This is a genomic window from Streptomyces sp. NPDC050636, from assembly GCF_040654775.1.
GTDB lineage: Bacteria > Actinomycetota > Actinomycetes > Streptomycetales > Streptomycetaceae > Streptomyces.
This window is the reverse complement of the sequence record NZ_JBFAIP010000068.1, coordinates 1-20169: the sequence shown is the minus strand read 5'-3', so window position 1 is coordinate 20169 and position 20169 is coordinate 1. Positions and strand designations below refer to the sequence as shown.

Below are 20169 nucleotides of genomic sequence, written 5' to 3'. Positions count from 1 at the left end.
ACGGGGCGCTGGAGGCGGAGTGTTCGCTATGGGGAGATATGTGAGATATCGCGAGTTGGGGCGGTGCGGCGGTGTGGCCCGCGGGGCCTTGCGCCGCCGGTCGGGCGGGCTGCCGTGTCATCTTCAGACGGCGGCCTTCTTCAGCCGGCGCCGCTCGCGTTCGGACAAACCGCCCCAGATACCGAAGCGCTCGTCGTTGGCGAGGGCGTATTCGAGGCACTCGGAGCGGACTTCGCAGGCGAGGCAGACCTTCTTGGCCTCGCGGGTGGAGCCACCCTTCTCCGGGAAGAAGGACTCGGGGTCGGTCTGCGCGCACAACGCGCGCTCCTGCCAGCCGAGCTCCTCCTCCGCCTCCTCGACCAGCAATTCCTGGAACAGCTCGGTCATGTGCGCCCCTCGTCTGTCTTTTACGTCCCCGTGATCTCGCCGTGATCGAAAACGGCTGAACGACACGAGTGAAATTACAAGTGTGCTGATCCGGGCCAGTCAAGCCGAGATCTGCTATTGGGCCTCTTATTCACTCTGCGGAACCAAGCGTATGCGGAAAGTGTTCAAATCATCCAAAAACAGGACACATCCGCGAGCGCACCATCCGGCGCTCCCTTCTCACTGCCTGAGACGCGATCGGACAGCGTTCGCGTTGCACCCCACGCACCGAAGCGGGGAAGATCACAGAGGGATCACAGGACCGCAACGGCGTCGGGAAGCGCGGCTGAGGGGCGACTTCTCCCTACCAACGACTGCACAAACCTTTCGCCGGATGCAGCAACCGGATGAGGTGAATGATGTGCCGCATAAGCGACACCAAGTTGACATCGCGCGGTGAACCCGGTCTCCTTGGACCCATGCCAGTGACTCCCGCGCCCCGACTGACCCGTGCCTACGGGTCGCTTTGCGCTGCGCAGTCCCGCTGTCGCTGTTCCAGCTGTTGAAGCCACCGAGCTCCAGCTTTTTCGCTCGCACCACCCCGCAGCACCCCTGCTCCGCGACTCCCGCGCCGCGCCCCCTACAGGGACAAGCCCGCGCCGTGCCGCACTCTGTTCGCGTCACCCCAGCACTTTCGCCGAGGAACCCGAAGCACATGAACAGCGACGTCCAGATCGCCGGCGACCCGCTCGCCATTCCCCACCTGCTGCCGCCCGTTCCCGCCCACCCGGCCACCGTCGCCGGCTTCGCAGGCCTGGCGCGCCGGATCGCCGCGGACCGCGACTCCTGGGCCCCCCTCGTCCGGTACGACGCCACCACCCGCTGGTACCACCGGCTGCGCACCGGCCCCGGCTACGAGGTGTGGCTGCTCAGCTGGGTGCCCGGCCAGGGCACCGGCCGCCACGACCACGGGCTCTCCTCCGGCGTACTGACCGTCCTGGAAGGCGAGTTGACCGAACACACCGCCGCCGGGCCCCGGACACTGCGGGCCTACGGCGCCATGGGGGTCCCCCCGCGCGAGCGAAGCCGAGAGTGGGGGAGGGTCTTCGCCCCCGGCTACGTCCACGAGGTCGTCAACGACGCCCTGACGCCCGCCGTCAGCCTGCACATCTACTTCCCCGGACTGACCGAAATGCCGATGTACAACGGCCAGTACGCAACGTCGGCCGAGGAGCTCGCCGCCCCCTGACGGCGGCCCCCGCCAGGCCCACCCCTCGCCCGACCACCACCCCTCAAGGAATCAGCCTTCGGCTGACAGACTGTCTGCCATGCGAATTGTGGTTCTGGCCGGCGGTATCGGCGGCGCCCGCTTTCTGCGGGGACTGAAGGCAGCGACTCCGGACGCGGACATCACCGTGATCGGCAACACCGGTGACGACATCCATCTGTTCGGGCTGAAGGTGTGTCCCGATCTCGACACCGTGATGTACACGCTCGGCGGCGGCATCAACGAGGAGCAGGGCTGGGGCCGTACCGGCGAAACCTTCCGGGTGAAGGAGGAGTTGGCCGCCTACGGCGTCGGCCCCGAGTGGTTCGGGCTCGGCGACCGGGACTTCGCGACGCATATCGTGCGGACCCAGATGCTGGGCGCCGGCTATCCGCTGAGCGCCGTCACCGAGGCGCTGTGCGCGCGCTGGAAGCCCGGCGTACGGCTGCTGCCGATGTCCGACGACCGGATCGAGACCCATGTGGCCGTCGACGAAGACGGCGAGCGCAAAGCGATCCACTTCCAGGAGTACTGGGTGCGGCTGCGCGCCTCGGTGCCCGCGCACGCCGTGGTCCCGGTCGGCGCCGACCAGGCCAAGCCCGCCCCCGGCGTGCTGGAGGCCATCGCCGAGGCGGATGTGGTGCTCTTCCCGCCGTCCAACCCCGTGGTGAGCATCGGCACGATCCTGGCGGTGCCGGGCATCCGCGAAGCGATCGCGGACGCCGGGGTGCCGGTGGTCGGCCTGTCGCCGATCGTCGGGAATGCCCCGGTACGCGGGATGGCCGACAAGGTGCTGGCGGCGGTCGGCGTCGAGGCCACGGCCGCCGCGGTGGCACAGCACTACGGTTCCGGGCTGCTGGACGGCTGGCTGGTCGACTCCGTCGACGCGGCCGCCGTGCCGGAGGTCGAGGCGGCCGGTATCCGCTGCCGCGCCGTACCGCTGATGATGACGGATGTGGACGCCACCGCCGCGATGGTGCGCGAGGCGCTGGCGCTGGCCGAGGAGGTACGCGCGTGAGCGAGCGCAGTGAGCGAGCCATGGGAAGGTGCGCGCCTCGCGAGTGCGGGGCCGAGCGGAGCGAGGTTTCGGCGTGAGCGGAGGTGCCGAGGTGCCCTCGTACCGGGTGTGGGCGCTGCCGGGGATGCCCGAGGTGCGGCCCGGTGACGATCTCGTCAAGCTGATCGCCGCGGCGGCGGCCGGCGACGGGCTGCCCGGGCTCGCCGGCGGCGACGTCCTGTTGGTGACCTCGAAGATCGTCAGCAAGGCGGAGGGCCGGGTGGTCGAGGCCGCCGACCGCGAGGCGGCGATCGACCAGGAGACGGTACGTGTCGTGGCGCGCCGCGGTGCGCTGCGGATCGTGGAGAACCGGCAGGGCCTGGTGATGGCCGCGGCCGGCGTCGATGCCTCCAACACCCCTTCGGGAACGGTGCTGTTGCTGCCGGAGGACCCGGACGCGTCGGCCCGCGCCATCCGGGCGGGCATCCGCGAGGCACTCGGCGTCGATGTCGGCGTCGTCATCAGCGACACCTTCGGGCGGCCGTGGCGCGCCGGGCTCACCGATGTCGCCATCGGGGCGGCCGGGGTGCGGGTGCTGGACGACCTGCGCGGCGGTGTGGACGCGTACGGCAATCCGCTCAGCGCCACGGTGGTGGCCACCGCCGACGAGCTGGCCGCCGCCGGTGACCTGGTGAAGGGCAAGGCCGACGGGCTGCCGGTCGCGGTGCTGCGCGGGCTCCCCCACGTCGTCGAGGACGCGGGCGACGGTGCCGGGGCGCGGGCGATGGTACGCAACGCGGCGGAGGACATGTTCCGGCTGGGGACCTCGGAGGCGGTACGGCAAGCGGTGACGCTGCGGCGCACGGTCCGGGAGTTCACGGACCAGCCGGTGGACGGCGGCGCGGTGCGCCGGGCGGTGGCCGCGGCGGTGACCGCGCCGGCCCCGCACCACACCACGCCGTGGCGGTTCGTGCTGCTGGAGTCCGAGGAGTCGCGCACGCGGCTGCTGGACGCGATGCGGGACGCCTGGATCGCCGATCTGCGCGGCGACGGCTTCAGCGAGGAGTCCATCGCCAAGCGGGTACGGCGCGGCGATGTGCTGCGCCGGGCGCCGTATCTGGCGGTGCCGTGCCTGGTCATGGACGGCTCGCACACCTACCCGGACGCGCGGCGCAATGCCGCCGAGCGGGAGATGTTCGTGGTCGCCAACGGGGCGGGGATCCAGAACTTCCTGGTCGCGCTGGCCGGTGAGCGGCTGGGCTCGGCGTGGGTGTCCTCGACGATGTTCTGCCGGGAGGTCGTACGCGACGTCCTGGGGCTGCCCGCGGAGTGGGAGCCGATGGGCGCGGTGGCCGTGGGGCACCCGGCGGCGCCGCCGCGGGAACGGCCGGACCGGGACGGCGCGGACTTCATCGTGGTGCGCTGAACCCGGGTGTGTTGAGCCCGGGTGCGCTGAACGCAGTGCACGGAGACCTGGTGCACGGAAACCTGGTGCGCTGCCCACAGGTGCGGTGATCCGCCGGACGTCCGGAGGTCTCACAGCCGGGCGATGTCGCCGACCGGGAAGCGGGGTGCGCGGCGCGGCGGGGTGCGTCCGAAGAGCAGGATCAGCCGGGCCGCGCGGTGCCGCTGGCCCTCGTAGGGGGCGAGCAGTTCGAGCATCTGCTCGTCGGTGGTGCCGCGGCGGCCGGTGAGGGCATACCCGATGATCTTCGGCAGGTGCAGATCGCCGACGGTGATCGCGTCCGGTGCGCCGAGGGTGCGCTGCAGGGTCTCGGCGGCGGTCCACGGGCCGATGCCCGGGATGGCCGTCAGCCGCCGGGTGGCGTCCGCGAGGTCCATCCGCGCGGCCTCTTCCATACGGTGGGCGACGCGTACGGCGCGCAGGATCGCGGAGGAGCGTTTGGCGTCGACGCCCGCGCGGTGCCACTCCCAGGACGGGATCAGCGCCCAGCCGCGGGCGTCCGGCATCACCCGCATCCGCGCCCACGGCCCGGGGGCGGGCTCGCCGTGCCGTTGCAGCAGCAGCCGCCAGGCGCGGTAGGCCTCGTCGCTGGTGACCTTCTGCTCCAGGATCGAGGGGATCAGCGACTCCAGGACCAGGCCGGTCCTGGCGAGCCGGACGCCGGGGTGGCGGCGGCGCGCCTCGTGCACGATGCGGTGCCGGGCGGTCAGCGCCGCCGGGTCGTCGGACTCCCCCAGCAGGCCGGGCAGCCGCTCCAGCAGCCAGTCGGCGCCGGGGCCCCAGGCCTCGGCTTCGATGCTGCCGTCGGCCGGGCGGGCCACGACGCACAGGGTGCCGGGGCCCTCGGGGGTGCGGCAGGCCCGCCAGAGCGCGTCACCGCGCACCGCGAAGGCGGGGTCGCCGGGGCCGCGCTGCAGCACGCTCAGGGTGCGGTGCAGGTCGTAGGGGCCGGGCGGAACCCAGGTGCGGGCGGGCATGGGGCCAGGTTAGGCGACGGGGGTGACAACGGGCCGGGCCGTAGGGGGTGGGCGAACACATCCCGTAGGGGATGCAAGCGCCCCCTGCGGGGCCACAACGCGGGGGTTCGGGGCGGCATTCCCGGTCGGCGTTCCCGGGCAGCGCTTCAGGTCGGCGTTCCCAGGCGGCATTCCCGGTCGGTATGCCCGGTCGGTATGCCTACTCGTCAGACGAGAACCGCACCGCCCCGTCCGGGATGCCGGCGCCGCACCAGATGCGGATGCCGTCGCGCAGCTCGTTGTCGGCGCCGATCCGCGCGCCGTCGCCGATGACCGCGCCGTGCAGGACCGTACGGGCTCCGATGTGCGCCCCGGCGCCGATCAGCGAGTCATGGATCTGCGCGCCCGGTTCGATCACCGCGTCGTCGAGGACGGCGCTGCCGTCGATCCGCGCGCCGGCGCCGATGACCGCGCCGCGGCCGACGACCGTACCGCCGGTGAGCTTGGCGTCCGCGGCGACCTCGGCGGTCTCCAGGACCAGCCGGTCGCCGCGGCGACCGGGCACCGCCGGGGACGGGGCGCGGCCCAGGACCAGGTCGGCGGAGCCGCGGACGAAGGCCTGCGGGGTGCCGAGGTCGAGCCAGTAGGTGGAGTCGACCATGCCCTGGAGGTGGGCGCCGTCGGCCAGCAGCCCGGGGAAGGTCTCCCGCTCGACGGAGACCGGGCGGCCGGCCGGGATGGTGTCGATGACCGACCGGTTGAAGACATAGGCGCCCGCGTTGACCTGGTCGGTGACGATCTCCTCGGGGGTCTGCGGCTTCTCCAGGAAGGCGGTGACCCGGCCGGTGCCGTCGGTGGGCACCAGGCCGAAGGCGCGCGGGTCGTCGACCCGGGTGAGGTGCAGGGAGACATCGGCGCCGGTGGTGCGGTGGGTGCCGACGAGGGCCGGGATGTCCAGGCCGGTGAGGATGTCGCCGTTGAAGATCAGGACCGGGTCGCCGGGGGCGGAGTGCAGCCGCGAGGCGACGTTGCGGATGGCGCCGCCGGTGCCCAGCGGCTCTTCCTCGGTGACGTACTCCAGGTGCAGCCCGAGCGCCGAACCGTCGCCGAAGTACGGCTCGAAGACCTCGGCGAGGTAGGAGGTGGCGAGAACGATGTGCTCGATGCCCGCGGCACGGGCGCGCGCCAGCTGGTGGGTGAGGAACGGCACGCCGGCCGCCGGGACCATCGGCTTGGGCGTGTGCACCGTCAGCGGGCGCAGCCTGGTGCCCTTGCCGCCGACCAGGAGGATCGCTTCTGTCACTGTGTCCTTCTGTTCGCTTCTCCGCCCGCGCAGCGCAGCGGTGCGGCTCTCGTCGCCGACTGCGGCCCGGCGGCTGCGCGTGCGACGCTCACGTTGTCGTCTCTGCTTCCTGCTGGGGTCGGCCGGTCGGCGGACCAGTGTAGGCAGACGGTCTCCCGGTCCCTACCCGGCGGTACGCGTCCCGGCACCGCGGACGGGCGGGTGGGGAGATGCCTCCCGTGCCTCTGAGGCGATGAAGGAGGAATCGTGGCCGGTAGGACGTATGAGACGCGGGAAAGGTTCAGTGATCGGTGTGGTGATCCCTGCGAAGGGCGGCCGACACCCCCCGCGGCCGGCCCGGAGCGGGTCAGCGGCCCTGCAGCCAGGCCGCGAAATCGCGGGTGTGGCCGAGCTTTTCGTAGAGGCGGTCGCCTGGGCACTTTGTCTTGAATCCGTCCCGGTGGCCGGAGATGACGTTCAGTTCGACCTCGCTGCCCTGCTCGAAGCGATTGCCGCCGCCCGACAACAGGCGGCTGGTCCCGCGGGGATCGACGCCGTACAGCCCGAGCTTCCAGGCCGTCAGCCGGCCGACGGCGCGCACGGCGGCCCTGGGCGGCTCGGTCTCGGTGAAGGTGCCGAGGACGGCGACGCCCATGCTGTTCTCGTTGAAGCCGAGGGTGTGCGCGCCCAGGACCGGCTCGGTGACGCCGCCCGCGCGGCCTTCGTAGACCGTTCCGCACTTGTCGACGAGGAAGTTGTAGCCCATGTCCCGCCAGCGGCTGCTCGTGATGTCGTAGCGGTAGATGGCGCGGATCACCGAAGGGGCTTGTGCGCAGGTGTAGTTGTTGCCGGAGGCGCTGTGGTGGACGAACGCGGCCCGCACGGTGTCGGTGTAGCGGTGGTCCCCCCGGCGGAGGTCTTCGTCGGCGCCCCAGCCGGCCCGGGTGACGATCCGTGGGCGCGGCCCGATGTACGGGTGGGCGGCGGTGCGCTCGCCGTCCTTGGCCGGGACGGACGCCTCGGATGCGGCCTTGCCGAGCGCCGGGAGCTCGGCGGCGCCCCTCGGGGTCGCCGCTTCGGTGCCGGGGTCGACGAGTTCCAGCCGCAGTCCGCGTGGCAGGTCGCCCCGGGAGCGGCGGCCGGACTCGGGGGTGATCCGCAGTTGGACGGCGTCGGATTCGCCGACCCACAGCGGGGCGGTGCTGCCCCGTACGCCCGTGCCGTGGCGTTCCGCGGCGTCCAGGTCGGGAGCGTCGTCGTGGTGCGCCTGTACGTCCTGCCACGGGGACCAGGCCGCGGTTCCGGTGGGCCGGGTGCGGACCTGGACGCGGCCGTGCAGCTCGGCGTGGGCGTCGTCCCAGACGACACCGACGAGGGAGAACGGCCGTACGTGCCGCGCCGGCAGGCCCCGGGTGGCGGGGGCCGCCACCGGCAGGGACTGGGTACTGCCCGGCAGTTGGGCCGCCGCGGCCGGCGTCTTGGCCGAGGGCCGTGCGCCGGCGCTCGCACCCGCCGACGGTGCGAGGGCGGCGGCGAGCGCGGCGGTGCACGCGACGCCGAGGCACGTCACAAGGAAGGGGCGCATGGACAGCATCGTGGGACGGCCGGACGGAACCCGCCATCGGTGATCTGACGGGGCATCGGCCGAACCGGTGGCCCGCCTCCCGGGGCCGCCCGGTCGCCGGCCGCCGCCGCGCGTACTCTGGCCGCGATGAACGCCACCGATCGCACCCCCGCCGACCTGCTGCGTTCCGCGCTCGCCGCGGACCCGGCCCGCCCGCTGGTGACCTTCTACGACGACGCCACCGGTGAGCGCGTGGAACTGTCCGTCGCCACCTTCGCCAATTGGGTGGCGAAGACCGCCAACTATCTCCAGGGCGATCTGGCCGCCGAGCCCGGCGACCGGCTCGCGCTGCTGCTGCCCGCCCACTGGCAGACCGCCGTCTGGCTGCTGGCCTGCTCGTCGGTCGGCGTGCTCGCGGACGTCGGCGGCGATCCGGCCGCGGCGGACCTCGTCGTCAGCGGCCCGGACACGCTCGACGCGGCGCGCGCCTGTTCCGGGGAGCGGGTGGCGCTGGCGCTGCGCCCGCTGGGCGGCCGCTTCCCGCAGCCGGTGGCGGGCTTCGCGGACTACGCCGTCGAGGTGCCGGGGCAGGGCGACCGGTTCGTACCGTTCGCTCCGGTGGACCCGGGCGCGCCGGCGCTGGTCGTCGGCGGTGCGGAGCTGACCGGCGCCGGGATCGGGGCCCGCGCCGTGGCGGACGCCGCCGCGGCCGGGATGCCGGAGGCGCCGCGGGTGCTGTCGGGGCTGTCGTACGACACCTGGCAGGGCCTGTCGTACGGGTGGTACGCACCGCTGGCGACGGGCGGCTCGGTGGTGCTGTGCCGCCATCCGGAGCAGTTGGACGCGGACGGGGTGGCCGCCCGCGAGACCAGCGAGAAGATCACGTTCAGGGCGCCGGGCCCCTCCCCCATAGCCTGAACGGCATGGGGGGTGCCCCCATCTCAGGCCCGCTCTCCCCCGTCCGGCGGACCGGACCCCCGTCGAGGCGGGCCGGTCCGCCCTTTTCGGTCCATGATCTTGGGTATGTGCAACCGCTTGAGTGCGCGCAGCCCTTGAGCGGGTGCGACCGCTTGAGTGCGTACAACCATGCGGCGGGTCCGCATGTCTCCTGTACGTACCCGGGCCCCGCGTACGGGCGCGCCGCCGATTCCGTGAGGGAGGGACGCACAGGTGACCAGATTCGGCGGCTGGGCCGAGCGCCCTACGGGACGGCGGGGGTCCGACGGTCCCGGCCCGCTGCGCGCGCTGCGCTCCCGCCGGGGCTGGCTGCGCTGGAGCGCACTCGGCATCGCCGCGCTGGTGCTGCTCGCGGCCGGTATCGGCTGGGTGCTCTTCACCAAGCTCAGCGGCAATATCCGCAGCGACAGCGACACCCAGAACGAGCTGGAGAAGTACGAGGCCGAGCGGCCCGACCCGGGCCCGCCGAACGCCGAGAACATCCTGATGATCGGCACCGACACCCGCGGCGACGGCAACGGGGAGTACGGCGCGGACAACGGCACCCAGCGCTCGGACACCACGATCCTGCTGCACCTGGCGGCGAACCGGAAGAGCGCCACCGCGGTCAGCATCCCGCGCGACCTGATGGTGCAGGTGCCGCACTGCAAGCGCTCCGACGGCAAGGAGGTCGACACACAGACGGTGCAGTTCAACTGGGCGTTCCAGTTCGCCGGCGCCGCGTGCACGATCCGTACCGTCGAGCGGATGACCGGCATCCGGATCACCCACCACCTGATCATCGACTTCGTCGGCTTCAAGAACATGGTGGACGCGGTGGACGGCGTCGAGGTGTGCCTGCCGCAGCCCGTCAACGACCACGCGGCGCATCTCGTGCTGCCCGCGGGACGCCAGACGCTGGACGGTGAGGCCGCTCTCGGCTACGTCCGTGCCCGAAAGAGCCTCGGCAACGGGAGCGACACCCAGCGTATGGAACGGCAACAGGAGTTCCTTGCCGCTCTCGTGAAGAAAGTGAAAAGTAATGGTGTGCTCCTCAATCCCACGCGGATGTATCCGCTGTTGGATGCCGCGACGAGTTCGCTCACCACGGACGAGGATCTGGCTTCGCTCACCGGCCTGTACGAATTGGTCCGCAGCACGCGCGGCATTCCCACCGGACGGATCCAGTTCCTGACCGTGCCGCGCACGGAGTACCGCTACGACGCCAGTCGAGATGAGCTGGTGCAGCCCGGCGCGGGGCAGCTCTTCGGGCAGCTGCGCAGGGATCTTCCGGTGAAGGTGGGGCCCGTGGAGGACGCCCGGGATGTCACCACGCGTTCTCCGGACGGCAAAGCCGATGGATCACGCCCGCCCGCCGGCAGTTCCGATCCGACGTTTCCGGGAACCACCGCGCAACGCGGGATCTGCGAATAAAGACGATGCAAAGGTGGACGCGGCGACTCGAATGAATTGGGCGGATTGCCCAGTTGTAGGCAAGTGGAATTTGTCACGGCCGTCGCTCGGCGCAGAACTGGGCGGATAGTGTGAGCGCTCGGTCTGCACGACCAGCCGACCGTTACCTGTGACCGTGTTAACCATGTAGCGCACAATCGACCGACCGAGCGCCTTGAGGGGATGGCGCCGCGTGGCACCGACGGAGGACTCAAGGCACCGTGGACGCGCAAGGCCGTGGGCGGGCGGGCGACAACGTCGATCCCGCCGATCAGTGGGTGTTCGATCCGAACACCGGGAATTACGAGCTGCGGCTTGACCCTGCCGGTCAGGCGGCGGCCCGGCCCTCCCCCCGCAAGGCGCCCCGCTCCAGACGTGCCCAGGGAACTCCGGGGACGGGCCGCCCGGCCGGCACCGCCGATGGCCGGGGCGGCGACACCGACACCCGCCCGCTGCCGACCCAGCGCGGCCGCCGGCGCGAGGGCGCCGCGGCCGACGCCGGCGAGCGGCCCACCGGCGGCCGGGCCGAGCGACGGGCCGCCGGCCGCACGGCGATGGCGTCCGCGGCGGGCCCGGCGAGCCGCCGCAAGCCCAAGCCGAAGAAGTCCGGGAAGAAGAAGGCGCTGTACTGGACGGCCGGTGCGCTGGGGTTCGTCCTCGTCGTCGGCGCCGGGGGCGCGTTCTACCTGTACGAGCAGCTGAACGGCAATATCGACAAGGTCGACGTCGGCGTCGAGAACGATCCGGTCACCGACGGCCCGGTCAATTTCCTCATCATCGGCACGGACGCCCGCTCCGGTAAGGGCAACCAGGGCTACGGCGATGCCGGCAGCGTCGGGCACGCGGACACCACGATCCTGATGCATGTGTCCAAGGACCGGTCGAACGCGACGGCGCTGAGCATCCCGCGCGACCTGATCACCGACATCCCGAACTGCCCGACGAAGCAGAAGGACGGCTCGACGAAGACGATCCCCGGTGAAAAGGGGGTCCGCTTCAACACCAGCCTCGGCCAGGCGGGCCGCGACCCGGGTTGCACCTGGCGCACCGTCGAGAAGCTGACCGGCCTGGAGATCAAGCACTTCATGATGGCCGACTTCAACGCGGTCAAGGATCTGTCCGAAGCGGTGGACGGCGTCGAGGTCTGTGCGGCCAAACCCATCAACGACCCCAAGTCGCACCTGAAGCTGTCGGCGGGCCGGCATGTCGTCAAGGGTGAGCAGGCGCTGGCCTTCGTCCGCACCCGGCACGCCATCGGGTTCGGCAGCGACCTGGACCGGATCAAGATGCAGCAGCAGTTCCTCAGCTCGCTGATCCGCAAGCTGAAGTCCGACGCGTTCTCCAGCCCCGGCAAGCTCTACGACGTCAGCCAGGCGGCGACCAAGGCGCTCACCGTCGACACCGGTATCGGCACGGCGAAGAAGCTGCTGGACTTCGGTACCGACCTCAAGCAGGTCGACATCGACAAGGTCACCTTCGCGACGGTGCCGGTGCTGGACAACCCCGAGGACCCGGCCACCGTCATACTGAACAAGGCCAGCGCGGACCCGCTGTTCCGGATGGTGCAGGCGGACCACACCCTGGCCAAGGGCAAGAAGAAGGGCAAGAAGGGCGCGCCGGTCAAGAAGGCCCCGCCGGAGCTCGTCCGGGTCGACGTCAGCAACGGCGGCGGGCCGATCGGCGCGGCGCAGGAGACCGTGGACTGGCTGCAGAACACCAAGGCCGCCAGGCTGTCCACCAACGCCGGCAACGCCCCCTCGAAGGTGGCCACCACCCGCCTCGAATACGCACCCAACCAGGCCGACCAGGCCGCCACGCTCGCCGAGTGGATGGGGCTGCCCAAGAGCGCGCTGAAGAAGTCGTCGCAGGACGCCGGCGACCGTGTACCGATGAAGCTCATTCTCGGCAAGGACTTCGAGGAGCCGGGCACGCCGGTCGAGGCACCGACCGAGACGCCTGACGGGGTGCAGAACGTCAACGCGGATGACAAGAACATCTGCGCCAAGTGAACAAAGACAAGAACATCTGCGTCACAAGTGAACAGAGTGAGATCCGGCCGCCCGCCAGGGCGCCGAGGGCACCACAGAACTGACAACGGGGAGAGGGCCGAATGCGGCAGAGCAGTGTGCGTGGTGACAGGTCACGTCGGCGCCAGGGGGGCGCGCAGGAACTGGGCTGGGACGACAGCCTGTACGAAGAGGGCGGCCTGCCGCCGGACGCGCCGGGCTGGGAGCCCCCCGCGGATGGCGCCGTCGGCGCCGTGCCGGCCGACGCGGGTGACGGCCCGTCCGACGGGGGCGGCCGCCGCAGGGGGCGGCGGGCGCGCCGCGGCAAAGGCCGCAAGGTGCTGCGCTGGACGGCCCTGGGCGTCGGCCTGCTGCTGGTCTGCGGGGCGGGCGCCGGCTATCTCTACTACGAGCACCTCAACTCCAACCTCCACAAGGAGCCGAGATCCCTGGGCGGCAACGGCCTGAAGAAGCCGGACCCCAACGCGTTCGGGCAGACCCCGCTCAACATATTGCTGCTGGGTTCCGACGGCCGGGACAAGAAGGAGAACATCAAGCTCGGCGGCGCCCGGCAGGACGCCGACCGCAAGCCGCTGGCCGATGTCCAGATGCTGCTGCACGTCTCCGCCGACCGCAGCAACATGTCGGTGATCTCCATCCCGCGTGACACCCGCGTGCCGATACCCAAGTGCACCGACCCCAAGGACGGCACGGTCTATCCGCAGACCACCGCCGCCATCAACCAGTCGCTCCAGCACGGCGGGCCGGGCTGCACACTCGCCACCTGGCAGGAGCTGACCGGCATCTACATCGACCACTTCATGATGGTCGACTTCGCCGGCGTGGTGGACATGGCGGACGCCATCGGCGGTGTCCCGGTGTGCGTCGACCGGAACGTCTACTCGCACGACCGCAAGGGCCACGGCAGCGGGCTGCGGCTGGAGAAGGGCACCCACCCCGTCAAGGGCGTCCAGGCCCTCCAGTGGCTGCGCACCCGCTACGGCTTCGAGGACAACACCGACATCGGCCGGGCCAAGGCCCAGCACATGTACATGAATTCCATGGTCCGCCAGCTGAAGGAGGACGCCAAGCTCACCAACCCGGGAGAGCTGCACGATCTGGCGGAGGCCGCGACCAAGGCGCTGACCGTCGACGAAGAGATCGACACCGTCACGAAGCTCTACGACCTGGGCAGCGACCTCCAGCGGGTGCCGACGAAGCGCATCACGATGGTCACCATGCCGTGGCAGTACGGCCCCGGCGAGCAGTACGTCATGCCCAAGCCCGGCGAGGCGGAGCAGACCTTCGCGCTGCTGCGCAACGACGTCGCGCTGGACGGCAAGGACGCCAAGAAGAAGCCGACGCCCGACCCCAAGCCGTCAACTCCCAAGAGCGAGCTGAAGGTTGTCGTGCAGAACGGCACCAACAGCAGCGTCTCGGGACCGGTCTCGGGCCGGGCGAGCGTCATCCAGCAGCAGCTGGCTGGCCTCGGCTACACGGCGGCCGGCACCGACTCCGGCCTCACCACGCAGGCCGACACCACGCTCACCTACAAGGGCAAGGCGCAGCGGGGCGACGCCCTCGCGCTCGCCAAGGCGCTCGGCCTGCCCAAGGGCGCGGTCAGGGAGTCCAGTTCGGCCACCGAGCTGCGGCTGGTGGTCGGCAACGACTGGCGCTCCGGGACGGAGTACCCGAAGGGGACGGGTGACGACAAGGCCGCGGACAAGGCCCCGGAGAGCGCGGGCGCGCTCAACGGCGAGGACAAGAAGGCGTGCATGAAGGTGAATCCGGAGTACACCTTCTAGGGGTTCGGCCGCAGCGCGCCCGGGGGCGGACTTACTCCGCCCCCGCCGCCGGCGCCGTCACCGCCGGCCGGCGGCTGGCGATGACCTTCCTGGCGAGCGAGCGCGGGCTGGTGAGGAAGCCCACGCCCCACGACATGTGCATGGTCGCCAGCGCCACCGGGATCTGGGCGCGCGCCTTCAGCGACAGTCCCTTGCCGGCCGGTACCGAACCCGCCGCGATGGCCGCGAGATAGCCGGCCGGGACGACGAAGCCCCACGGTGTGAGGGCCGCGCCGACGACCACGCCCGCCGCGATCGCGCACACCGCGGTCGGCGGCGCGAGATAGCGCAGGTTGATCGAGCCGGAGTGGTAGCGCGCGACGACGTGCCGCCACTTGCCGTAGTCCTTGTACTGCTTGGCCAGCGCCTTGATGCTGGGCCGCGGCCGGTACTGCACCCGCAGCTCCGGCGAGAACCAGATCTGCCCGCCGGCCTCACGGATCCGGAAGTTCAGCTCCCAGTCCTGGGCGCGGATGAACTCCTCGTTGTAGCCGCCCTGCTGCTCCAGCGCCTCGCGCCGGAACACGCCCAGGTAGACGGTCTCGGCGGGGCCCGCCTCACCACCGGTGTGGAAGGCCGCGTTGCCCACGCCGATCTTCGACGTCATCGCGGCGGCGACCGCGTCCTCCCAGGCGTTCTCGCCCTCGGCGTGCATGATGCCGCCGACGTTCTGCGCGCCGGTCTCCTCCAGGAGGCGTACGGCGGTGGCGATGTAGTTCGGCGAGAGCATGCCGTGGCCGTCGACGCGTACCACGATCGGGTGCCGGGACGCCTTGATCGCGGCGTTCAGCGCGGCGGGGGTGCGGCCGGTCGGGTTCGGCACGGTCTGCACCCGGGCCCGGGGGCTCGATGCGGTCTCGGCGACGAGCTCGGCGGCGATCTCGTCCGTACGGTCCGTGGACGGGCCGAGGGCGATCACCACCTCCATCTCACCGGCGTACTCCTGCTCCAGGATGTGCCGGACCGCATTGCGCAGGTGACGTTCCTCATTGAGCACCGGCATGATCACGGAGACGGCCGGGGGCTGCTGCTGGGGCATGGTTCCTCGGGGGGACGGCCCGCGGCGGCCGCCATCGGCGGCAGCGCTCGCCGGGAGACTGCGATATCGCGGCTCACGTTACCGCGAACGGGGGACAAGGGCGGACGGCAGCCGGGTGGCCGGGCGGCCGGCGCCCGGCGTGTGGCGCTTTGCAGCCGATCGTATGGCACTACGGTGTGCTGGCCGGCTTCGTCCCGTCCCGTCCCCCGCCGCGCCGCCGGCCGCCGATCGCATCCGTCCCGCCGCGGAGGTGTAGCCCCGTGACCGCGCCGTCCCGCTCCCCACTCCCCGCGCCGCGCAGCCCGGCCGGGCGACGGTACCCGCCGCGGAAGCACTGGCGGTTGCGGACGTACGCGGCCGCCTCGTTCCTCGTGCTGGCGGCGAGCGGCGTCGGGCACGCCCTGTTCACCGGCGTCGAGAGCGGCATCGGCCGGGTGGACGCCTTCAAGGGCATGAGCGACCGGCCCGGGGGCGGCAGCGGCCTGAACTTCCTCATCGTCGGCACGGACGGCCGCGACAAGCTGTCCAAAGAGGAGAAAGACCGCTACCACCTGGGCGGCGAGCCCTGTCACTGCACCGACACCCTGATGCTGGTGCACCTCTCCGCCGACCGGGGCCGCGCCAGCGTCGTCAGCCTGCCGCGCGACTCGTACGCCGAGGTCCCCGCCCACACGGACGCCGCCACCGGCACAGCGCGCCCCAAGCACCCCGTCAAGCTGAACGCGGCGTACGCGGAGGGCGGCCCCAACCTCACCGTGCGGACCGTGGAACACATGACGGGCGTGCACATCGACCACTACCTGGAGGTCGACTTCACCAGCTTCATGCGGAGCGTGGACGCGGTCGGCGGGGTGGAGATCTGCACCGTACGGCCGCTGAAGGACAGCTATACGGGCCTGGACCTGCCCGTCGGCAAGTCCAGGCTCAACGGCGGACAGGCGCTGCAGTATGTGCGCTCACGCCATATCGACGGCTCCGCCGACCTCGGCCGGATGCAGCGCCAGCAGCGCTTCCTGGCCGCCCTCATCGACAAGATCACCTCCTCCGGAGTGCTGATGAACCCGATCCACTTCAAGGACGTCGCCGACCTGATGCTGGAGTCCGTACGGGCCGACGCGAGCTTCGACGCCAACGACATGGTCGACCTCGGGCAGGCGATGCGCGGCTTCACCCCGTCCTCCTCGGAATTCACCTCCGTACCACTCACCAGGACGGACACCACGGTGCCGGGCGTCGGCTCGACCGTGCGCTGGGATCCGGTGCGGTCGCGGCAGCTCTTCGATGCCATCCGCCTGGACAAGGCGCTGGCGGTGCGCCCCGCCGCGAAGAAGCCCCAGGCCACGGTCGTGGACGTACCACCGGCCCGGGTCCGGGTGCATGTCGACAACGGCACGGCGGAGCCCGGACTCGGCGCCACGGTCGCGAACCAGCTGCGCGCCACCGGCTTCGCCACCACCGGCGCCCCCGTCACCACCGCCGTCATCCCGCGCACCGTCATCGCCTACGACCCCCGCTGGGACCGCTCGGCCCGCTCGCTGGCCGCCGCGCTGCCCGGCGCGGAGCTGCGCCCGGTGGTGGGGCAGGGCCCGGTGCTGCGGGTGACGGTCGGCCAGGACTTCGAGGCGGTGCAGCCGGTACGGGCGGAGCAGCCGCCACAGGAGTCGGCCGGCTTCTCGGCGATCACCGGTGACCAGGCGGTGTGCCCATGACCGTCCCCTCGCCCCGTACGAGGCTCCGGCCGCCCGCGGACCGCCCGGACGCGCACCGCCGTGCACGGCGGGCCGGGGTCGCCGTCGCGGCGCTGTGCCTGGTGGCGGCCACCGCGGCCGCGGCGCCGCCGGCCCCCGCCGACCCGACCGGCTGCGGCGAGCTGGTCCACGGCCAGCTCTGTCTGCGCGGCCCGGTGGGCGCCGAGGGGACGTACACCGCGACGTACCGGCGGGACGGCGCCCGCGACGAGATCACCGTACGGCTGGGCTACCAGCGCAAGAACGCCAAGATCACCGCGTTCCCCGGCTGGTTCGGCAGCCGGGGAACGCAGCGCGGTGCGGTAGCCGTCAGCGGCCGCGTCCAGATGCTCCCGGACGAATGCATCCGAGGTGTCATGGAGCACGGCGAGACGGTCTTCGTCACGAAATGGAGCTGCGGATGATCTCCCTCTGCGGCCTGATCACCCAGCCGAAAACCCGGACTCCTTAAGGGGCGCATCGTGTGGCAGGTCGTACTGGGCATCACTCCCACCACGGCGGCGCTCTTCCTCGGCACCGCGCTGGCGCTGGCGCTGGCACTCGCCCTGTGGGCCGCCTTCGCCCCCGGCAGCGGCGCCCCGCGCACCACGGCCATGGCGCTGCTGGGCGGCTGGCTGCTGCTCCTGCTGGTGGCGACGCTCGCCCCCAGCCAGCCGATCGGATCCGGGGACGCGACGGTGTGGTGGCTGCCCGGTGAGGGGCTGTTCGACCCGGGCGCCCAGTTGCAGCCCGAGGAGCTGGCGATGCTGGTGCGGCAGCAGATCGCCAATGCCGCGCTGTTCCTGCCGGTGCCGCTGCTGCTGCGCTTCGCGGCGCCGGACTGGCCGGCCGCCGCGGCGTTCCTGCTGGGCGTGGGCCTGTGTGTGGCCATCGAGGCGGCGCAGCTGGTGATGCGGGCCGGGCGGATCGCCGATATCGACGATGTGCTGTGCGCGGCGGCCGGTACCGCCGTCGGCGCGGTGCTCGCCGCGATGGCGCAGCTGACGGTGGTGCTTATGCGTCGTCGAGGCCTTCCGCAGCGCGTCGTTCGCGCAGCTCCATGATCGCGCGCCGGCGGGCGAGGCGGTGCGTACGGCGGATCTGCGCCTCCTGGTAGCGGCGCTGGTCGCGCTCGGTCTCGGGGAGCACCGGCGGTACCCGGCGCGGCTTGCCGTGCTCGTCGACGGCGGCGAAGACGAGATAGGCCGAGCCGACCTGCTGCGCCGGGCTGGATTCGTTCCAGCGCTCGGCCAGGACCCGTACGCCGACCTCCATCGAGGACCGGCCGGTCCAGTTCACCTGGGCCTTCACATGGACCAGGTCCCCGACCCGCACCGGCTCCAGGAACGCCATCTCGTCCATGGACGCGGTCACCGCGGGCCCGCCGGAGTGCCGCCCGGCCACCGCGCCCGCCGCGTCATCGACCAGTTTCATGATCACGCCACCGTGCACCGTCCCGAGGAGATTGGTGTCGCCGGCGGTCATGATGTGCGACAGCGTCGTGCGGGAGACGGAGGTCGGCTTGCCGGCCGGCTCGCCGTCCGGGCGGTTGGTGACGAGTTCGGTCATACGGCCAGCCTAAGCGGGGGCCGGGACGGGCCGCTCCGTGCCGCCCGTGACGTACCTCTCCCCGTCCGCAGCCGAGCGTCTCCCCGTCCGTGACACAGGTCTCCCGGCCCGCGCCGGGAACCGTCCGGAATGGATGCTTCCATCTCCCGCGTCGCAATGGTCACGCCCCCTTGCGGTATGCGGCGGTAAGCCGCCGTCGCTTTGCATCAGCTCTGCAACAGCCCTGGCCCGATCCGGCACCCGCCCTGTCGAGCAACCACCCGTGGCATGCACACTGCCCCGTATGAATGAGTGGCCCAGCGACCAGAGTGGCAACCGGTACGGACGCGGCAGCGGCGCCGACCCGGAGGCTGCGCGCGCCATGCCGCAGGTGCGCCGCAGCGCCGGCGGCTACCCGCGCAGCGAGCCGCCGCTGCCCCCGCAGATGTCCCCGCGCCGGGGCACCGTGCCGCCCCAGTCCCAGGGCTACGACGACTTCGACAGCTACGACAGCGGCTACAACACCGGCCAGGTCTACGGTGACGGCGGTGGCCGCGGCCACGGCGGTGACGGCTACGACGGTCCCGGGGACGGCTACGGCTCCCGGCCGCGTCCCCGCTGGGGCCGCCGCATCAAGCTGACCGTGCTGACCCTGGTCGCGCTCCTGCTCATCGCCTCGGTGGCCACCTACTTCTGGGCGGACGGCAAGGTGCGCCGCGAGGTGGACCTGAGCAAGGTCATCGACCGGCCGGAGGCGGGCGACGGCACGAACTACCTGATCGTCGGCTCCGACAGCCGCGAGGGCATGTCCGCCGAGGACAAGAAGAAGCTGCACACCGGCTCCGCCGAGGGCAAGCGCACCGACTCGATGATGATCCTGCACGACGGCAGCAACGGCCCGACGCTGATCTCGCTGCCCCGTGACTCGGACGTGGAGATCCCGTCCTTCGTCGGCTCCGACTCGGGCAAGAAGTACGCGGGCACCGGCCGCCACACCAAGCTCAACGCGGCCTACGCGGAGGACGGCCCGGAACTGCTGGTCCGCACCGTCGAGTTCAACACCAAGCTGCACATCGACCACTACGTCGAGATCGGCTTCGCCGGCTTCGCCAACATCGTGGACGCCATCGGCGGTGTGGAGATGGACATCCCCAAGGGCTTCAAGGACAAGGACTCCGGCGCCGACTTCCAGGCCGGCAAGCAGACGCTCGACGGTCAGCAGGCGCTCGCCTTCGTCCGGACCCGGCACGCCTTCGCGACGCAGGACCTGGAGCGCACCAAGAACCAGCAGAAGTTCCTGGCCGCCCTGGCGAGCCAGACCGCGACCCCCGGCACCATCCTCAACCCCTTCAAGCTCTACCCGACGATGGGCGCCGGCCTGGACACGCTCATCACCGACAAGGACATGAGCCTGTGGGACCTGGGCCAGATGTTCTTCGCGATGAAGGGCGTCACGGGCGGCGAGGGCAAGTCCATGAACATGCCGGTCTCCGGCAGCAACGGCGGCAACCTCGTCTGGGACAAGGCCAAGCTCCAGCAGCTGGTCGGCCAGCTGAAGAACGACGAGAAGGTCACGGTCTCCGGCGACTGACGGCGGCCTGACCGAGAGACACAAGAAGAGACACAAGAGGGGCCCCCGCACCCGGCGGGGGTGCGGGGGCCCCCACAACCCAAAAGCCCAAAGGACACAACGGACGGGTGAGGCGCAAACACCACCCCG

17 protein-coding genes are annotated in these 20169 nt (G+C 71.5%); 11 read left to right on the top strand and 6 right to left on the bottom strand.

Features of this window, described 5'->3' with window-relative positions:
* Nucleotides 1-123: 123 nt before the first annotated feature.
* Entirely contained in the window at nucleotides 124-387 is a 264-nt protein-coding gene (locus tag AB0I10_RS30865) for a WhiB family transcriptional regulator (protein ID WP_136744116.1), read from the bottom strand.
* A gap of 694 nt (nucleotides 388-1081) precedes the next feature.
* On the opposite strand from AB0I10_RS30865, the gene AB0I10_RS30860 reads away from it, so the two are divergent.
* The 3 genes from AB0I10_RS30860 (at nucleotide 1082) to AB0I10_RS30850 (ending at nucleotide 4056) form a co-directional block, all read left to right on the top strand.
* Nucleotides 1082-1615 (top strand): cysteine dioxygenase family protein, encoded by a 534-nt coding sequence (locus tag AB0I10_RS30860; RefSeq protein WP_363155967.1) that lies wholly within the window; start codon nucleotides 1082-1084, stop codon nucleotides 1613-1615.
* 79 nt (nucleotides 1616-1694) lie between these two features.
* On the top strand, nucleotides 1695-2651 hold the full coding sequence (cofD, locus tag AB0I10_RS30855) for a 2-phospho-L-lactate transferase (protein WP_363155966.1): 957 nt from the start codon (nucleotides 1695-1697) through the stop codon (nucleotides 2649-2651).
* A gap of 73 nt (nucleotides 2652-2724) precedes the next feature.
* Nucleotides 2725-4056 carry a coenzyme F420-0:L-glutamate ligase gene (locus AB0I10_RS30850; RefSeq protein ID WP_363155965.1) on the top strand — a complete coding sequence of 444 codons (1332 nt, stop codon included), beginning with the start codon at nucleotides 2725-2727 and terminating at the stop codon, nucleotides 4054-4056.
* Between the two features lie 110 nt (nucleotides 4057-4166).
* On the opposite strand, the gene AB0I10_RS30845 is transcribed toward AB0I10_RS30850, so the two are convergent.
* The 3 genes from AB0I10_RS30845 to AB0I10_RS30835 all read right to left on the bottom strand — a co-directional run bounded on the left by AB0I10_RS30845 (nucleotide 4167) and on the right by AB0I10_RS30835 (nucleotide 7918).
* Nucleotides 4167-5072 carry a DNA-3-methyladenine glycosylase 2 family protein gene (locus tag AB0I10_RS30845; protein ID WP_363155964.1) on the bottom strand — a complete coding sequence of 302 codons (906 nt, stop codon included), beginning with the start codon at nucleotides 5070-5072 and terminating at the stop codon, nucleotides 4167-4169.
* A 199-nt stretch (nucleotides 5073-5271) separates the two neighbouring features.
* Nucleotides 5272-6354: an NDP-sugar synthase gene (locus AB0I10_RS30840; protein ID WP_363155963.1), complete on the bottom strand. Its 1083-nt coding sequence runs from the start codon at nucleotides 6352-6354 to the stop codon at nucleotides 5272-5274.
* A gap of 346 nt (nucleotides 6355-6700) precedes the next feature.
* A complete protein-coding gene (locus AB0I10_RS30835) occupies nucleotides 6701-7918 on the bottom strand; it encodes an N-acetylmuramoyl-L-alanine amidase (protein WP_363155962.1) in 1218 nt (405 codons plus the stop codon).
* Between the two features lie 126 nt (nucleotides 7919-8044).
* Here AB0I10_RS30835 and AB0I10_RS30830 point away from each other — a divergent pair, with 126 nt between their 5' ends.
* The 4 genes from AB0I10_RS30830 (at nucleotide 8045) to AB0I10_RS30815 (ending at nucleotide 14096) form a co-directional block, all read left to right on the top strand.
* Nucleotides 8045-8815: a TIGR03089 family protein gene (locus AB0I10_RS30830; RefSeq protein ID WP_363155961.1), complete on the top strand. Its 771-nt coding sequence runs from the start codon at nucleotides 8045-8047 to the stop codon at nucleotides 8813-8815.
* 252 nt (nucleotides 8816-9067) lie between these two features.
* Nucleotides 9068-10267: an LCP family protein gene (locus AB0I10_RS30825; RefSeq protein ID WP_363155960.1), complete on the top strand. Its 1200-nt coding sequence runs from the start codon at nucleotides 9068-9070 to the stop codon at nucleotides 10265-10267.
* Nucleotides 10268-10506: 239 nt separating this feature from the next.
* Entirely contained in the window at nucleotides 10507-12294 is a 1788-nt protein-coding gene (locus AB0I10_RS30820) for an LCP family protein (protein ID WP_363155959.1), read from the top strand.
* Between the two features lie 101 nt (nucleotides 12295-12395).
* Nucleotides 12396-14096 carry an LCP family protein gene (locus AB0I10_RS30815; protein WP_363155958.1) on the top strand — a complete coding sequence of 567 codons (1701 nt, stop codon included), beginning with the start codon at nucleotides 12396-12398 and terminating at the stop codon, nucleotides 14094-14096.
* Nucleotides 14097-14127: 31 nt separating this feature from the next.
* On the opposite strand, the gene AB0I10_RS30810 is transcribed toward AB0I10_RS30815, so the two are convergent.
* The gene (locus AB0I10_RS30810) at nucleotides 14128-15174 is read right to left on the bottom strand and encodes a glycosyltransferase family 2 protein (RefSeq protein WP_363155957.1); all 1047 of its coding nucleotides are present in this window, start codon (nucleotides 15172-15174) and stop codon (nucleotides 14128-14130) included.
* A gap of 341 nt (nucleotides 15175-15515) precedes the next feature.
* Between AB0I10_RS30810 and AB0I10_RS30805 the strand changes: the two genes are divergently transcribed.
* Genes AB0I10_RS30805 through AB0I10_RS30795 form a run of 3 tightly spaced genes read left to right on the top strand, consistent with a single transcriptional unit; the run spans nucleotide 15516 to nucleotide 17965 of the window.
* The gene (locus AB0I10_RS30805; protein WP_363155979.1) at nucleotides 15516-16883 is read left to right on the top strand and encodes an LCP family protein; all 1368 of its coding nucleotides are present in this window, start codon (nucleotides 15516-15518) and stop codon (nucleotides 16881-16883) included.
* Nucleotides 16880-17326, top strand: coding sequence for a hypothetical protein (locus AB0I10_RS30800; protein WP_363155956.1), 447 nt, complete (start codon nucleotides 16880-16882; stop codon nucleotides 17324-17326). The genes AB0I10_RS30805 and AB0I10_RS30800 overlap by 4 nt, the downstream gene beginning before the upstream one ends.
* Nucleotides 17327-17383: 57 nt before the next feature.
* Nucleotides 17384-17965 (top strand): VanZ family protein, encoded by a 582-nt coding sequence (locus AB0I10_RS30795; RefSeq protein WP_363155955.1) that lies wholly within the window; start codon nucleotides 17384-17386, stop codon nucleotides 17963-17965.
* On the opposite strand, the gene AB0I10_RS30790 is transcribed toward AB0I10_RS30795, so the two are convergent.
* Nucleotides 17916-18470, bottom strand: a complete 555-nt coding sequence (locus AB0I10_RS30790) for an acyl-CoA thioesterase (RefSeq protein ID WP_363155954.1) — start codon at nucleotides 18468-18470, stop codon at nucleotides 17916-17918. The two genes, AB0I10_RS30795 and AB0I10_RS30790, sit on opposite strands and share 50 nt — an antisense overlap.
* A gap of 283 nt (nucleotides 18471-18753) precedes the next feature.
* Here AB0I10_RS30790 and AB0I10_RS30785 point away from each other — a divergent pair, with 283 nt between their 5' ends.
* Complete coding sequence (locus AB0I10_RS30785) at nucleotides 18754-20040, top strand: LCP family protein (protein ID WP_363155953.1); 1287 nt, start codon at nucleotides 18754-18756, stop codon at nucleotides 20038-20040.
* Nucleotides 20041-20169: the final 129 nt, after the last annotated feature.

Coding starts and splice junctions, on each gene's coding strand:
- AB0I10_RS30865 (WP_136744116.1), bottom strand. CDS start 387: ATGACCGAGCTGTTCCAGGAATTGCTGGTCGAGGAGGCGGAGGAGGAG.
- AB0I10_RS30860 (WP_363155967.1), top strand. CDS start 1,082: ATGAACAGCGACGTCCAGATCGCCGGCGACCCGCTCGCCATTCCCCAC.
- cofD (WP_363155966.1), top strand. CDS start 1,695: ATGCGAATTGTGGTTCTGGCCGGCGGTATCGGCGGCGCCCGCTTTCTG.
- AB0I10_RS30845 (WP_363155964.1), bottom strand. CDS start 5,072: ATGCCCGCCCGCACCTGGGTTCCGCCCGGCCCCTACGACCTGCACCGC.
- AB0I10_RS30835 (WP_363155962.1), bottom strand. CDS start 7,918: ATGCGCCCCTTCCTTGTGACGTGCCTCGGCGTCGCGTGCACCGCCGCG.
- AB0I10_RS30830 (WP_363155961.1), top strand. CDS start 8,045: ATGAACGCCACCGATCGCACCCCCGCCGACCTGCTGCGTTCCGCGCTC.
- AB0I10_RS30815 (WP_363155958.1), top strand. CDS start 12,396: ATGCGGCAGAGCAGTGTGCGTGGTGACAGGTCACGTCGGCGCCAGGGG.
- AB0I10_RS30810 (WP_363155957.1), bottom strand. CDS start 15,174: ATGCCCCAGCAGCAGCCCCCGGCCGTCTCCGTGATCATGCCGGTGCTC.
- AB0I10_RS30800 (WP_363155956.1), top strand. CDS start 16,880: ATGACCGTCCCCTCGCCCCGTACGAGGCTCCGGCCGCCCGCGGACCGC.
- AB0I10_RS30790 (WP_363155954.1), bottom strand. CDS start 18,470: ATGACCGAACTCGTCACCAACCGCCCGGACGGCGAGCCGGCCGGCAAG.
- AB0I10_RS30785 (WP_363155953.1), top strand. CDS start 18,754: ATGAATGAGTGGCCCAGCGACCAGAGTGGCAACCGGTACGGACGCGGC.